Annotated in this window: 13 protein-coding genes; 8 read left to right on the top strand and 5 right to left on the bottom strand. The window is 69.8% G+C overall.

The annotated features are described in order from the left end of the window. Window positions 1-58: 58 nt before the first annotated feature. The gene (locus RAB70_RS11970) at window positions 59-343 is read right to left on the bottom strand and encodes a GNAT family N-acetyltransferase (RefSeq protein ID WP_148829725.1); all 285 of its coding nucleotides are present in this window, start codon (window positions 341-343) and stop codon (window positions 59-61) included. Window positions 344-559: 216 nt separating this feature from the next. Here RAB70_RS11970 and RAB70_RS11965 point away from each other — a divergent pair, with 216 nt between their 5' ends. After that, on the top strand, window positions 560-766 hold the full coding sequence (locus RAB70_RS11965) for a hypothetical protein (RefSeq protein WP_017909505.1): 207 nt from the start codon (window positions 560-562) through the stop codon (window positions 764-766). A gap of 153 nt (window positions 767-919) precedes the next feature. Here the strand turns inward: RAB70_RS11965 and RAB70_RS11960 are convergent, their stop codons facing one another. After that, complete coding sequence (locus tag RAB70_RS11960; protein ID WP_017912452.1) at window positions 920-1,555, bottom strand: rhomboid family intramembrane serine protease; 636 nt, start codon at window positions 1,553-1,555, stop codon at window positions 920-922. A gap of 8 nt (window positions 1,556-1,563) precedes the next feature. Beyond that, window positions 1,564-3,120, bottom strand: coding sequence for an oligopeptide:H+ symporter (locus tag RAB70_RS11955; RefSeq protein WP_148829726.1), 1,557 nt, complete (start codon window positions 3,118-3,120; stop codon window positions 1,564-1,566). 168 nt (window positions 3,121-3,288) lie between these two features. On the opposite strand from RAB70_RS11955, the gene RAB70_RS11950 reads away from it, so the two are divergent. The 3 genes from RAB70_RS11950 to RAB70_RS11940 all read left to right on the top strand — a co-directional run bounded on the left by RAB70_RS11950 (window position 3,289) and on the right by RAB70_RS11940 (window position 8,456). Then, entirely contained in the window at window positions 3,289-5,061 is a 1,773-nt protein-coding gene (locus RAB70_RS11950) for a M14 family metallopeptidase (protein ID WP_148829727.1), read from the top strand. Between the two features lie 75 nt (window positions 5,062-5,136). Beyond that, window positions 5,137-7,386 (top strand): beta-glucosidase, encoded by a 2,250-nt coding sequence (locus RAB70_RS11945; protein WP_148829728.1) that lies wholly within the window; start codon window positions 5,137-5,139, stop codon window positions 7,384-7,386. 182 nt (window positions 7,387-7,568) lie between these two features. After that, the gene (locus tag RAB70_RS11940) at window positions 7,569-8,456 is read left to right on the top strand and encodes an endonuclease/exonuclease/phosphatase family protein (protein ID WP_148829729.1); all 888 of its coding nucleotides are present in this window, start codon (window positions 7,569-7,571) and stop codon (window positions 8,454-8,456) included. Between the two features lie 490 nt (window positions 8,457-8,946). Here the strand turns inward: RAB70_RS11940 and RAB70_RS11935 are convergent, their stop codons facing one another. Next, the gene (locus RAB70_RS11935) at window positions 8,947-9,558 is read right to left on the bottom strand and encodes a superoxide dismutase (RefSeq protein WP_048492197.1); all 612 of its coding nucleotides are present in this window, start codon (window positions 9,556-9,558) and stop codon (window positions 8,947-8,949) included. Between the two features lie 293 nt (window positions 9,559-9,851). On the opposite strand from RAB70_RS11935, the gene RAB70_RS11930 reads away from it, so the two are divergent. Both RAB70_RS11930 and RAB70_RS11925 read left to right on the top strand, forming a co-directional pair. Beyond that, entirely contained in the window at window positions 9,852-10,322 is a 471-nt protein-coding gene (locus tag RAB70_RS11930; protein ID WP_017915070.1) for a ribonuclease domain-containing protein, read from the top strand. Then, window positions 10,319-10,762 (top strand): barstar family protein, encoded by a 444-nt coding sequence (locus RAB70_RS11925; RefSeq protein WP_017909315.1) that lies wholly within the window; start codon window positions 10,319-10,321, stop codon window positions 10,760-10,762. Before RAB70_RS11930 ends, RAB70_RS11925 begins: the two co-directional genes overlap by 4 nt. A gap of 183 nt (window positions 10,763-10,945) precedes the next feature. On the opposite strand, the gene RAB70_RS11920 is transcribed toward RAB70_RS11925, so the two are convergent. Further along, window positions 10,946-12,844, bottom strand: a complete 1,899-nt coding sequence (locus RAB70_RS11920; RefSeq protein ID WP_148829730.1) for an ATP-binding cassette domain-containing protein — start codon at window positions 12,842-12,844, stop codon at window positions 10,946-10,948. Between the two features lie 142 nt (window positions 12,845-12,986). Between RAB70_RS11920 and dbpA the strand changes: the two genes are divergently transcribed. Both dbpA and RAB70_RS11910 read left to right on the top strand, forming a co-directional pair. Beyond that, window positions 12,987-14,363, top strand: coding sequence for an ATP-dependent RNA helicase DbpA (gene dbpA, locus RAB70_RS11915; RefSeq protein ID WP_148829731.1), 1,377 nt, complete (start codon window positions 12,987-12,989; stop codon window positions 14,361-14,363). Then, entirely contained in the window at window positions 14,360-14,878 is a 519-nt protein-coding gene (locus RAB70_RS11910; protein ID WP_148829732.1) for a DUF6985 domain-containing protein, read from the top strand. The genes dbpA and RAB70_RS11910 overlap by 4 nt, the downstream gene beginning before the upstream one ends. Window positions 14,879-14,926: the final 48 nt, after the last annotated feature.

Genomic DNA, 14,926 nt, shown 5'->3' with positions numbered 1-14,926 from the left:
GTTCCTGCAATGCCTGTAAAAGTGGCGCGCATTATCGCGCCGTTGCGGTGCCCGATGCTCAATCGAGCAGCGCCGCGTATTGCGGATGCCGCTGGATGAACACGGCCGCGTACGAACACGCCGGCACCACCTTCCACCCTTGTGCCTGCGCATGGTCCAGCGCGGCGGCGACCAGTTGCGCCGCCAGCCCGCGCCCACCGATCGGGCCAGGCACCCCGGTGTGGGCGATGACCATGCGCCCCTGCTCCAGCACGTAGTCGAGTTCGGCGCGGTGGCCGTCGACCTGCAGGCTGAAGCGGTGCTGCTGCGGATCGTGCGCGATCGGGACGTTCGGTGCGGACATGGGGAAGTGGATGTGTCGCGGAGCAGGCAGTGTCCGCTGCGGCTTGCCGCGGCGATGTGAAACACCTGCCCCAGGGCGTCACGCCGCCGACGCGGCGCGTCAGCCGTACGCCGCTCAAGTCGTGCCGCGCGCGGCCGATACCACCAGGACAGGCCGAAAACCTGGCATGGGAGTTGCAACTCCCATCACGCAGCGATCCAACAGGGAACCACGCGCATGAGCGAGACCGAGAGCAAATACGACCAGGGCGACCACAACGCCTCCTTGCTGGAAGGGCTGTTCCAACTGTCGGTCAGCGGCGACCACCAGGGCGGCGAGTTCCAGCAGCTCGACGACGAGGTCTACCAGCGCCTCAAGCGCACCTACGAGAACGCCGCCATCGGCAGCGCCAAGGTGCAGTTGCGCGGGCAGCAGACCCGCTGAACACAGAGGGCGGCCTGACGGACCGCCACCTGCCCCATGCGCGATGCGTGCCCACGACCGCATCGGCGCCACGGCGCATACCCAGCGCAGCGAATGAGAGATGCGCCGATCGCGCGGCGCCGCGCGCCCGTGCGGACGCCACCGCGTCGCGGATCAGCCGCGCCCGAAGCGCGGGTTCGCCAGCTCGCCCAGGAAGTGCTGCAGCACCGACGGCTCCATGATCAGCAGGAACATCACGCCGAACGCCGCGCCGGCCAGGTGCGCGCTGTGGTTGACGTTGTCGCCGCCGCGGCGGTCCATCCAGATGCTGTAGCCGACATAGAACACGGCATACAGGATCGCCGGGATCGGAATCGGGATGAAGAAGAAGAAGATCCCGGTCCACGGCGCCATCAGGATGAAGGCGAACAGCACCGCCGACACCGCGCCGGAGGCGCCCAGGCTCATGTAGTTGGGGTTCTTCTGGTTCTTCAGGTAGCTGGGCAGGATCGAGACCACCAACGCCGACAGGTAGAACAGCGGATACACCAGCATGTTGCCGGTCAGCCGCTCCATCAGCACCTCGATCGGGCCGCCGAAGAAGTACAGCGTGACCATGTTGAACAGCAGGTGCGGGAAATCGGCATGGATGAAGCCGTAGGTCACCAGCCGGTCGTACTGCTTGTGGCGGTCGATCGCCGGCGGCCACAGGATCAGCCGGTCGAGCAGCCGGCGGTTGTTGAACGCCGCCCACGACACCAGCACGGTGAGGACGATCAGGATCAGGTTGACGGGGGTGACGGAGGGCATGCGGGGTCTCAGGCGGGGCGGTAGTGGTCGACCATGCGGTAGCGGCGCGCGTACAGCCCGAACAGCAGTGCGGCGACGAACGCGAAGGCGGCGAAGAAGAACATCAGGAACGCGGTCTCGCTGAGCCCGGTGCTGCCGATGTGCGCGGTGACGCGGTCGTTGCGCACCGCCGCGTTGGACAGCAGCACCCACAGGTTGCCGACGGTGGTGGTGAGGTTCCAGAAACTCATCACCACGCCCTTCATCGACTGCGGCGCCTGGCTGTAGGCGAATTCCAGGCCGGTCGCCGAGACCAGCACTTCGCCGAAGGTCAGCAGCGCGTACGGCAGGATCTGCCAGGCGATGGACAGGGCGTCGCCGCCGTCCATCATCACCTGCAGCGTGCCGACCACGATCCACGCCAGGCCGCTGAAGGCGATGCCGGCGGTCATCCGCCGCAGCGCGGTCGGCTCGTAGCCGCGCCGGCGCAGCAGCGGATACAGCACCAGGTTGTTGAACGGGATCAGCAGCATCACCAGCGCCGGGTTCAGCGCCTGCATCTGCGAAGCGCTGAACCACGCCGGCATCTGCATCTGCTGGCCCTGCAGCACCCAGGTCGAGGCCTTCTGGTCGAACAGCGAGAAGAACGGGGTGACCAGCGCGAACACCACCAGCACCCGCAGCACCGCGCGCACGCCGTCCACCGCCGCGTCCGGATGCAGCGCGCGGGCGCGCTCCAGTTGCCACCAGGTGCCGCCGCCGATGCCGGCCAGCAGCAGCACCAGCGCCAGGCACAGGCAGATCACCAGGCCCAGGGTCGGCACGAGGGCGAACGTCGCCAGCGCCAGCAGCACCGCCACGCCGGCCAGGGCCAGGCCGGGACGCCCCTGCCCCGGCGCCTGCCGCAGCAGCGCGGTGCGCACCACCTGGGCGAAACCGTGCGGATCCTTGGGCGGCAGCGGCACGCGCACGTAGCGGTGACGCCCGGCCCAGAACACCAGGGTCGCCACCAGCATCAGGATGCCGGGGATGCCGAACGCCCACGCCGGCCCCAGGTTCTTCAGCGCCAGCGGGATCAGCAGCGAGGCGAACAGCGAGCCGAAGTTGATGATCCAGTAGAAGGCGTCGAACACCACCTTGGCCAGGTGCTTGTTGCCCTGGTCGAACTGGTCGCCCATGAACGAGGCCACCAGCGGCTTGATCCCGCCCGCGCCCAGCGCGATCAGGCCCAGGCCGAGGAAGAAGCCGTTGCGATGCCCCTCGAACAGCGCCAGGCACAGGTGGCCCACGCAGTAGATCAGGCTGAACCAGAGGATGGTGCTGTACTTGCCGAAGAAGCGGTCGGCCAGCCAGCCGCCGAGCAGCGGGAAGAAGTACACGCCGATCATGAAGCTGTGCATGATGTGCTTGGCTTCGGCCTCGCGGCCGGGCGCCGTCACCTCCTGCAGCAGCAGCGAGGTGATCAGGAACTGCACCAGGATGTTGCGCATCCCGTAGAAGCTGAAGCGCTCGCAGGCCTCGTTGCCGATGATGTACGGAATCTGCCGCGGCATGCGCGCCGTGGCGCGCTCTTGCGCCGCGCTCATGCGGCGTGTCTCGTGGTGGCTTGGCTGCTCACGGGCCCTCGTCCAGGCAAAATTTTCAGAAGGTTACCCGATCGTTCCGGCGAATCGAACCGCTAGGACACGCCCTAGGTGCTTTCGCAATCGGCGCGCTGCCCGCATCATGGTGGCCTGTCCCGAGACGGTGCCGAGATGATCCGACCCTGGCTGGCCACCCTGTTGCTGCCGATGCTGCTCTGCAGCATGCCGTCGCTGGCCAGCGAGGCGGGCCTGTCCACCGAAGCCGAGCGCAGCGGATTCGCGCGCACCGGCCGCTACGCCGAAACCATCGCGCTGTGCGATGCCTTCGCGCAGCGCTATCCACAGGCGGTGCGCTGTTTCGACTTCGGCACCACCCCGGAAGGCCGGCCGATGAAGGCGCTGGCGGTATCCACCTCCGGCGCGCTGGATCCGGCGGCCGCACAGGCGCGCAAGCTGCCGGTGGTGCTGATCCAGGGCGGCATCCACGCCGGCGAGATCGACGGCAAGGACGCTGGCTTCCTGGCGCTGCGCCAACTGCTCGACGGCCAGGCCGCGCGCGGCGCGCTGGACAAGCAAGTGTGGCTGTTCGTACCGGTGTTCAACGTCGACGGGCACGAGCGCTTCGGCGCCTGGAACCGGCCCAACCAGCGTGGTCCGGAACAGATGGGCTGGCGCACCACCGCGCAGAACCTCAACCTCAACCGCGACTACGTCAAGGCCGACGCGCCGGAGATGCAGGCGATGCTGCGCCTGGTCGAGCAGTGGGACCCGCTCGTGTATGTGGACCTGCACGTCACCGACGGCGCGCAGTTCGAGCACGACGTGTCGATCCAGGTGGAACCGCTGCACGCCGGCGATACCGCGCTGCGCGGCGACGGCCTGCGCCTGCGCGACAGCGTGCTGGCCGATCTGAAGCGGCAGGGCTCGCTGCCGCTGCCCTACTACCCCTCCTTCGTGGTCAACGACGACCCCGCCTCCGGCTTCGAGGACGGGGTGCCGACGCCGCGCTTCTCGCACGGCTATTTCCAGCTGCGCAACCGCTTCGGCATGCTGGTGGAAACGCATTCCTGGAAGCGCTACCCCGAGCGCGTGCGCATCACCCGCAACACCATCGTCTCGGTGCTGCAGCAGGTGGCGCGGCACGGTGCGCAGTGGCGCGCCGACGCGCTGGCGGCCGACACCCGTGCGCAAGCCCTGGGCGGGAAGACCGTGGCGCTGGACTACCGCACCACCGACGCCTCGCATCTGGTGGATTTCCGCGGCTATGCCTACACGCGCACGCCCTCGCCGGTGTCCGGCGCGCTGATGACTCGCTACGACGAGCGCACCCCACAACTCTGGCGCGTGCCGCTGCGCGACCAGATCGTGCCCAGCGTGGAAGTCGCGGCGCCGCGCGCCGGCTACCTGGTGCCTGCGGCGCAGGCCGCCCTGGTCGGCACCAAGCTGCGCCAGCACGGCATCGCCTTCCGCACGCTGGAGCACGACGCCACCCTGCCGGTGCAGACCTTCCGCGCCGACACCGCCAGCTTCGCCGCCCGCTCGTCCGAAGGCCACCAGCGGCTCAGCGTCGCCGGCGCCTGGAAGCCGGAGACCCGCGCCGTCGGCGCCGGCGCGCTGTTCGTGCCGATCGCCCAACCCAAGGCGCGGCTGTTGATGGCGCTGCTGGAACCGCAGGCGCCGGACTCGCTGCTGCAATGGGGCGAGTTCAACAGCGCGTTCGAGCGCGCCGAGTACATGGAGGACTACGTCGCCGAGGACGTGGCGCGGCAGATGCTGGCCAGCGACCCGGCGCTCAAGGCCGAGTTCGAGGACAAGCTCGAACACGACGCGGCCTTCGCCAAGGATCCGCAGGCGCGGCTGGAGTTCTTCTACCGCCGCCACAGTTCCTGGGACGAGCGCTACCGCCTGTACCCGGTCATGCGCGGCGACGAAGCACCGTCCTGACGCGCGGTTCCACCCTCCCCCCGACTCCCCCGATGCGCCTTCCCGTCATCTGCTGAAGAGGCTGTTCGCCCCGATATGAAAACGTTTACAGGATCCCTTTGCCTGACCCTCGCGCTGGCCTCGCCTGCCGTCGCCGCGCCGCCGGCGGCGGCCGCGGGCACGGCGTCCACGCCGAACGCCGCCGCTGCGCAGCGCCCGTGGAACGATCGCAACCTGTCGCCGGACCGGCGCGCCGCGCTGCTGGTGCAGGCGATGACCCCGGACGAGAAGTTCCAGATGCTGCACAGCTACTTCGGCCTGGGCAAGGACGGCGGCCCGAAGCCGGCCGGTGCGCTCGGCTCGGCCGGCTACGTGCCGGCGATCGAACGCCTGGGCATCCCGTCGCAGCAACTGGCCGATGCCGGCCTCGGCGTGACCAACCCCGGCAACATCCGCCCCGGCGACCACGCCACTGCGCTGCCCTCCGGCCCGGCCACCGCCGCCACCTGGAACCGCGCACTGGCCTTCGCCGGCGGCGCCACCATGGGCCGCGAGGCCTGGCAGCAGGGTTTCAACGTGCTGCTGGCCGGCAGCGTCAACCTGCAGCGCGACCCGCGCAACGGCCGCAACTTCGAGTACGCCGGCGAAGATCCGCTGCTGGCCGGCACGATGGTCGGCGAATCGATCCGCGGCGTGCAGAGCCAGCACGTGGTCTCGACCATGAAGCACTTCGCGATGAACGACCTGGAGACCGGGCGCAACACCCACAGCGCCGACATCGGCGAGCAGGCCATGCACGAGTCGGACCTGCTGGCCTTCGAGCTGGCGCTGAAGATCGGCCAGCCCGGCTCGGTGATGTGCTCCTACAACCGCATCAACGGCGTGTACGGCTGCGAGAACGACTACCTGCTCAACCAGGTGCTGAAGCAGGAATGGAAGTTCCCCGGCTACGTGATGTCCGACTGGGGCGGCGTGCACAGCGGCTCCAAGGCGGCGCTGGCCGGCCTGGACCAGCAGTCGGCCGGCGAAGTGTTCGACAAGGCGGTGTACTTCGACCAGCCGCTGCGCATGGCGGTGGCCGCCGGCACCGTGCCGCAGGCGCGCCTGGACGACATGGTCAAGCGCATCCTGCGCGCCTTCATCGCCACCGGCAGCTTCGACAACCCGCCGCAGCACCAGCCGATCGACGACGCCGCCGGCGGCCTGGCCGTGCAGCGCGTGGTCGAGGAAGGCACGGTGCTGTTGCGCAACGAGGGCAAGCTGCTGCCGCTGTCGCGCAACGTGCGCCGCATCGCGGTGATCGGCGGCCATGCCGACAAGGGCGTGATCGGCGGCGGTGGTTCCTCGATGGTCGGCATCACCGTCAACGGCGGCAACGCGGTGCCGGGGATCGCCCCGACCACCTGGCCGGGCCCGGTGATGTTCCATCCGTCCTCGCCGCTGCAGGCGCTGCGCAAGGCCCTGCCCGACGCGCAGATCGACTACGCCAGCGGCGACGACCCGGCGGCGGCGGCCAAGCTCGCGCGCGAGGCCGACGTGGCCATCGTGTTCGCCACGCAATGGTCGGCCGAGTCGGTGGACCTGCCGGACATCGCCCTGCCCGACAAGCAGGACGCGCTGATCGCCGGCGTGGCCAAGGCCAACCCGAAGACCGTGGTGGTACTGGAGACCAACGGCCCGGTCGCCATGCCGTGGCTGCAGCAGGTGCCGGCGGTGCTGGAAGCCTGGTATCCGGGCATCCGCGGTGGCGAAGGCCTGGCGCGGCTGCTGCTGGGCGAGGTGAACCCGTCCGGCCGCCTGCCGGTGACCTGGCTGCGCGACGTGTCGCAACTGCCGCGGCCGTCGATTCCCGGCCTGGGCTTCAAGCCGGCGCAACCGGCCGGCAGCAACGTCGACTACAGCATCGAAGGCGCCAATGTCGGCTATCGCTGGTTCGCCGCACGCGGTCTGGAGCCGGTGTATCCGTTCGGCTACGGCCTGTCCTACACCACGTTCGCCTACAGCAACTTCAAGGTGCAGGCGGACGGTCACCGTGTCGTCGCCAGCTTCGACGTGCGCAACACCGGCGATCGTGAAGGGGCCGACGTGCCGCAGCTGTACCTGCGCCTGCCGCAGGGCCATCACACCCCGATCCGCCTGGTCGGCTGGGACAAGGTGCTGCTCAAGCCGGGCGAGAGCCGCCACGTCAGCATCGTCGCCGAGCCCAAGACCCTGGCCGACTATGACCCGAAGCAGCGCCACTGGCACATCGTCGCCGGCGACTACGAACTGCTGCTGGGCCGTTCGGCGACGCAGGTGGAGGCGCGCGCGCCGCTGCACCTGAAGGACGGCGTGCTGCAGCATTGACCGAGGCGCGCGGCGCACGCGCGCCGTGTGTACCGGTCCCCGCCCCGCCTCCGCGCCTGTGCGCGCCGGAGGTGGGGCGATGTTCGTCATTGCCACCTGCGCGCCACCGATTGTGTGGCGGACGCCGCAGCACCATCGGCTGTATACGCAACCCTGAGACGCTGCGCCGTAGCATCGCCCGCATGACTCCCCGCGTCTTCCAATGGCATCGCACCGGCTGGCTGTTGCTGGCCGTGGCGGCATTGGCGCAGGCGCACGTGGCGGCGGACGCGGTGCCGACGGCCTCGGCCACGGCAGACACCGCCCTCACCGTGGTCACGCTCACGCTCGCCCCGGATCCGCGCGCCACGCAGGACGGCGACGACTGGATCGCGCGCCGCGAGCGCATTGCCGTGGCCCTGCAGCGCCTGCATCCCGACGCCATCGCCCTGCAGGAGGTGCTGCAGACGCCGGAAATGCCGAACCAGGCGCAATGGCTGGCCGCGCGCCTGGGCTACCACTGCCACTTCATCAGCCCCGATCCGCCCAGCCGGCCGCAACGCCGCGGCAATGCGCTGCTGACCCGCCTGCCGGTGCTGGAAGAGGCCGAGACCTTGCTGCATCCGCTGGAGGACTACAGCGTCGCCGGCCTGGTGCGGGTGGACCTGCACGGGCAGCCGGTGAACCTGTACTTCACCCGCCTGCACGCGACGCGCGACGGCGGCGCCAGCCGCCGCGAACAGGCCGAGGACCTGATGGCCTGGATCGATGCCACCGCCGAGGGCGTGCCCTCGCTGCTGGCCGGTGGCTTCTTTGCGGCGGCGCGCGCGCCCGAGCTGGCGCCGTTGGCGGTGCGCTTCGAGGACGCCGGCGTGCGCGGCGAATCGGCGCGCAACCGGATCGACGTGCGTGCGCCCGGCACGGCGGCGTCCGCCGACCACGTGTTCTTCGAACGCGGCCACTTCCGCCCGCTGCACGGCGCACGCCTGCTCGCGCCGGCGCCCGACCTGCCCGTGGCCGGCACGCGCGGCCTGCTGATGGCACTTCAGCCGCTGGACCCGATACCGACATCGCTGCAACCGGCGCCATAGCGGACGGCAGGCTGGGCACGTTCGCGCGCCGTGCGATCAGCGCCTTGCGATGCGGCGCCTGGGGGTGGATCGGCATCGGCATGCCATCGGACCGGAACGATCGGGCATCGCCGATTCCCTGCTTTCGTCACGCACAGCGTCATCTGCAGGAGCGTCTTCGGCCGCGACAAGGCATTCCCGGTAACGCCCATCGCGGCTGAAGCCGCTGCTGCCAGTTGTCTTTCGTCGTTGGCAGAGCTGCCCTGAAGCCGCTCCTGCGCCTGCACGCCAAAGGTTTAGCGCGCCCTGGCGACGCAGCGGCGCAAGCGGCGGCCAATGCGGCATAGGCCGCCATCGCTGCCGAAGCACGCTGGTCACGCGCGAGATGGCAGCGTACGTACCAACCTGGCAGCCACGCCCCACCCGCACTTCCAGCGCTTATGGCGGGCATCCACACGAAAAAAAGGCCGGGCGAACCCGGCCTTCTTCATGGTGCAGCGCTGGCGCGCGATCAGCCGATCGCGGCGTGGTAGCGGCGCTCCACTTCCTTCCAGTCGACCACGTTGAAGAACGCGCCGATGTAGTCCGGACGGCGGTTCTGGTACTTCAGGTAGTAGGCGTGTTCCCACACGTCCAGGCCCAGGATCGGGGTGTTGCCCTCGAACAGCGGGCTGTCCTGGTTGGCGGTGCTCTCGACCACCAGCTTCTTGTCCGGGGTGACGCTCAGCCAGGCCCAGCCGCTGCCGAAGCGGGTCAGCGCAGCCTTGGTGAAGGCCTCCTTGAACTTGTCGAAGCCACCCAGCTCGCTGTCGATCGCCTTGCCGACGTCGCCGCTGGGGGTGCCGCCGGCGTTGGGCGCCATCACCGTCCAGAACAGCGAGTGGTTGGCATGGCCGCCGCCGTTGTTGCGCACCGGGCCCTGCAGGTTCTCCGGCAGCGACTTCAGCTTGGACACCAGCGCCTCGATCGGCAGGTCGGCGTACTCGGTGCCTTCCAGCGCGGCGTTGACGTTGTTGATGTAGGTCTGGTGATGCTTGGTGTGATGGATCTCCATCGTCTGCGCATCGATGTGCGGTTCCAGCGCGTCGTAGGCGTAGGGCAACTTGGGGAGGGTGTAGGCCATGCGGTTCTCCTGGACTTTCGCCGTCGAAAGGACGAGCGTTGCGTGAGCAATGGTAGGGACGGTCGGCGACCTTACCAAGGGCGCGGCTGGGGAAAATCGTCCCATCCCGCGGCGGCGGTGCCGGCCGGCCTGCGAATCGGCGCCTACCATGCCCCACGCCCCGGTTAGTCGGATGTGAATCGCACGCGTCACCACCGTGACCGGCGGCGTTTAGAGCGCGAACAGGCAGGCCGGCCCATACTGTGCGCGATGGCGCCACGCCGCGCGCCGACGCCGTTCCTGCAGGAGAGTCCATGCGCAAGCCCGTGCTGTTGATCGCCGCCATCGTGTTGCTGGTGGGCGGGCTGTGGGGCATCCGCGGACTGCAGCATCCGCCGCACCAGCAATTCGCGCCCTCGCTCGACGCGGCCGCGCAGGCGCCGTACACCGCGCCCGGCAAGGCAGCCGCGGCATCGGAAGCCGCGGCGCCGGAGCTGCCCGCGTTCCTGCCGCCAGAAGCGCGCGCCACGGTGGCATTGATCCAGCGCGGCGGCCCGTTCCCGCACCGCCAGGACGGCAGCGTGTTCGGCAACCGCGAGAACCGGCTGCCCGCGCAACCGCGCGGCTACTACCGCGAGTACACCGTCGAGACGCCCGGACTGTCGCATCGCGGCACGCGCCGCATCGTCACCGGCGGCACGCCGCCGCAAGTCTGGTATTACAGCGACGACCACTACGACAGTTTCCGCAGCTTCCAGGTCGGTGGCGCGGGGCCGGCGCGATGAGCGGCTTCCCGTTCGCGCTGAACCTGGCCGAGCCGGCCGCCTCCGGCGTCTACCGCGTCGCCAACCGCGACCTGGACAGCGTCGCCGCCCTGGCCCGCGACGCCGGCCTGCGGCTGTGCCGGATCGACCTGCACGGCTGCACCGGCAAGGCCATGCTGCTGATGCGGCTGGCCGCGCAACTGGACTTCCCGCCCGGCTTCGGCCGCAACTGGGACGCGCTGACCGACGGCCTGCGCGACCTGTCCTGGCTGCCCTCGCCGCGCGGCTACGCCTTGCTGCTGGAGGATGCCGGGCAGTTGCAGGCGGTGGCGCAGCCGGCCTTCGACGTGCTGCTGGAGATCCTCGACGACGTCGCCCGCGAGTGGGCGCAGGACGGCGTCAGCTTCGTCGCGTTCGTGGGCGGCAGCGAGGAAGCGGAAGCACCCGCCGAGTCGGATTGACCTGACCGCGCTGCGCCGAGAACCGCTCGCACAACAGGCCACCGCACATGCCCCCTGTGGGAGGGGCTTCAGCCCCGACGCGATCCCCCCAACGCCCACGCATCCGGTCTTCGATCTCGGCAAAGCGGCCGCCGTGTTCGTTGCCGCCGCAGGCCCAGGGTGTTTGTCCCGAGCCCCGGCTCTTCAACCGTCCAGCTCGCTCCACCGCGCATACGCCGCATCGAGGTCCGCCTGCGCCTGGCTCAGCGCCTGCGTGTGCGCGGTCACCGCCGCCGCGTCGCGCTGGTAGAACGCCGGGTCGGCCATCGCCTCGGTCAGCGCCGCGACCTGCTGTTCCAGCGCTTCGATCCGCGCCGGCAACTGCTCCAGTTCGCGCGCGTCCTTGTAGCTGAGCTTGCGCTTGGCCGGCGCGGGCGCCGGCGCCGCTGCAGCGGACGCCACCGGCGTGGTCGCCGCCGCGGTGGCCGAGGCCTTGGCCACCGCCATCGCGCTGGCCGGCGTCGCCGGGCGCTGGCGTACCCAGTCGCTGTAGCCGCCGACGTATTCGCCGATGCGGCCGTCGCCTTCCATGACCATGGTCGAGGTGACCACGTTGTCGATGAAGTCGCGGTCGTGGCTGACCAGCAACAGCGTGCCGCTGTAGTCGCCGAGCAGTTCTTCCAGCAGCTCCAGGGTTTCCACGTCCAGGTCGTTGGTCGGTTCGTCCATCACCAGCAGGTTGGACGGCTGCGCGAACAGCCGCGCCAGCAGCAGGCGGTTGCGCTCGCCGCCGGACAGGCGGGTGATCGGCGCGCGCGCACGCTCCGGGGTGAACAGGAAGTCCTGCAGGTAGGCGTGCACGTGCTTGCGCTTGCCGTTGATCTCGATGAAGTCGCGGCCCTCGGCCACGTTCTCGATCGCGCTCCAGTCCTCGCGCAGGGTGGCGCGGTACTGGTCGAAATACGCTACCTGCAGATTGGTGCCGGCGCGCACTTCGCCACCGTCCGGCGTCAGTTCGCCCAGCAACAGCTTCAGCAGCGTGGTCTTGCCGCTGCCGTTGGGGCCGATCAGGCCGATACGGTCGCCGCGCAGGATGGTGGTGGAGAAGTCGCGCACCATGCTGCGCGCGCCGAAGGCGAAGCTCAGCTCCTTGGCCTCGATCACCTTCTTGCCGGAGGACTCGCCCTGCGCGGCCTCCATGCGCACGTTGCCGCCGAGTTCGCGGCGCTGGGTGCGCTCGCGGCGCATCGCTTCCAGCCGCCGCACCCGGCCCTCGTCGCGGGTGCGCCGGGCCTTGATGCCCTGGCGGATCCACACTTCCTCCTGCGCCAGCAGCTTGTCGAAGCGCGCGTTCTCCTGCGCCTGCGCATTGAGCCGCTCCTCGCGGCGGCGCTCGTAGTTGGCCCAGTCGCCCGGCCAACTGCTGACCTGGCCGCGGTCGATCTCGACGATGCGCGTGGCCAGGGCACGCAGGAACCGCCGGTCGTGGGTCACGAATACCACGCTGCCGTTCCAGCCCTTGAGGAAGCCTTCCAGCCAGTCGATGGCCTCGATGTCGAGGTGGTTGGTGGGTTCGTCCAGCAACAACAGGTCCGGCGCCGAGACCAGCGCGCGCGCCAGCAGCACGCGGCGCTTCATGCCGCCGGACAGCCGCGCGAATTCGGCGTCGCCGTCCAGTTCAAGCCGCGTCAGGGTCTCGTTGACCCGCTGGTCCAGGGCCCAGCCATTGGCGCCATCGATCTTGGACTGCACCGCGCCCAGCGCATCGCCGTCGAACTCGGCGGCATGGCTGAGCCGATGGAACTCGGCCAGCCAATGGCCGAGTTCGCCCAGGCCGTCGGCGACCACGTCGAACACGCTGCCGGCAGCGCCATGCGGCACCTCCTGCTCCAACCGGGCGATGCGCACGCCCTGCTGCACGCGGACCTCGCCGTCGTCGGGCTTGAGCTCGCCGGCGATCAGTTTCATCAGGGTGGATTTGCCGGCGCCGTTGCGGCCGATCAGGGCGATGCGTTCGCCCGGCTCGATCGACAGGTCGGTCTTTTCCAGCAGCAAGGGGCCGCCGACGCTGTAGTCGAGGTTCTGCAGAGTGATAAGAGGCATGCCGTATTGTACGGGACCCGGGACCCGGGACCCGGTACCCGGAAAGCAAAAAGCGGCGCGTCGTGCGAGTCGAAATGCCCTTTTGCTGTTGACGTTCCGGGTCCCGGGTCCCGAGTCCCGGCCCCACCAGCTAAAATGCCGCATGAACGATTTCGCCACCCTCTCCCTTTCCCAGGCGCTCGCGCCCGGCATCGACGCGCTCGGCTACACCCGCATGACCCCGGTGCAGGCGCAGAGCCTGCCGCCGATCCTGGCCGGCCAGGACGTCATCGTGCAGGCGCCCACCGGCAGCGGCAAGACCGCGGCGTTCGGCCTGGGCCTGCTGCACAAGCTGGATCCGGCGATGAGCCGTGCGCAGGCGCTGGTGCTGTGCCCGACCCGCGAACTGGCCGACCAGGTCGGCAAGCAGTTGCGCAAGCTGGCCACCGGCATTCCCAACATGAAGCTGGTGGTGCTGACCGGCGGCATGCCGCTGGCGCCGCAACTGGCCTCGCTGGAGGCGCACGACCCGCAGGTGGTGGTCGGCACGCCCGGCCGCATCCAGGAACTGGCGCGCAAACGCGCGCTGCACCTGGGCGGGGTGCGCACGCTGGTGCTGGACGAGGCCGACCGCATGCTCGACATGGGCTTCGAGGAGCCGATCCGCGAGATCGCCAGCCGCTGCGACAAGCATCGGCAGAGCCTGCTGTTCTCGGCCACCTTTCCCGAGGAAATCCGCGCGTTGGCGCGCGACCTGCTCAAGGAACCGGCGGAAATCACCGTCGAGGGCGCCGACAGCGCGCCGGAGATCGACCAGCAGTTCTTCGAGGTCGACCCCACCTACCGACAGAAGGCGGTGGCCGGCCTGCTGCTGCGCTTCACCCCCGAGTCCAGCGTGGTGTTCTGCAACACCCGCAAGGAGGTCGACGAGGTCGCCGGCTCGCTGCAGCAGTTCGGCTTCTCCGCGCTGGCGCTGCATGGCGACATGGAACAGCGCGACCGCGACGAGGTGCTGGTGCGCTTCGTCAACCGCAGCTGCAACGTGCTGGTCGCCAGCGACGTGGCCGCGCGCGGGCTGGACGTGGAAGACCTGGCGGCGGTGATCAACTACGAACTGCCGACCGACACCGAGACCTACCGCCACCGCATCGGCCGCACCGCGCGCGCCGGCAAGCACGGCCTGGCCCTGAGCCTGGTGGCGCCGCGCGAGACCGCGCGCGCGCAGGCGCTGGAAACCGAGCAGGGCCAGCCGCTGCGCTGGTCGCGCGCGCCGCTGGCCACCGCACGGCCGGCGCAGTTGCCGCAGGCGGCAATGGTCACCCTGCGCATCGACGGCGGCAAGACCGACAAGCTGCGCCCCGGCGACATCCTCGGCGCACTGACCGGCGATGCCGGGCTGTCCGGCGCGGCGATCGGCAAGATCGCGATTTACGCCACCCGCTCCTACGTCGCCATCGCCCGCGCCCATGCCGGCAAGGCGCTGGCGCAGCTGCAGGCCGGCAAGATCAAGGGCCGCCGGTTCCGGGTCGCCAAGCTGTGAGCGCGACGCAGCAGGTCCTGGCGTCGCTGCAACCGGACGAGGACGGCAACCTGTGGAGCGAGGCGGTGCCGGTCCCGTGGATGCGCGACAGTTGCTGCTTCGTGCTGGTGGGCTGCGAGGCTGGCGACGTTCCGGTCGACGCGGCGCCCGCCATCGAGACCTTCCTGCAACTCGATGCCGCGGTCTTCGACGCGGCGGCGCCGCACGTGTTCGCCTACTACCGGCACACGCAGGCGCTGTGCGCCAAATACGGATGGCCTTCGCCGGACATCGCCGACCCCGCCGAGGTGTGGGCGCACGTGCAGTTCGGCAGCGAGGCGTATCTACGCCGCTACCGCGACGGCCGCCTGCGCATCAGCCTGGAATGCAACTGCGACTGGGAAGCCGAACACGGACTGCAGCTGGTGTTCGCCGACGACGGCCGGATCTGCAAGGTCGGTCCGTTCGATGGCCACCTAAGCCATGCCGCCGCGCATGCGGACCCCAGCCTGGAAACGGTGATCTACCCGACCTGACACGGCGCCTGCGGTTGCGGCGTCAGGCGTCGCCCGCGCCATGCGCGA

It is taken from the genome of Xanthomonas sontii (assembly GCF_040529055.1).
In the GTDB taxonomy this organism is placed as follows: Bacteria; Pseudomonadota; Gammaproteobacteria; order Xanthomonadales; family Xanthomonadaceae; genus Xanthomonas_A; species Xanthomonas_A sontii.
This window is presented reverse-complemented; position numbering and strand designations above follow the sequence as displayed.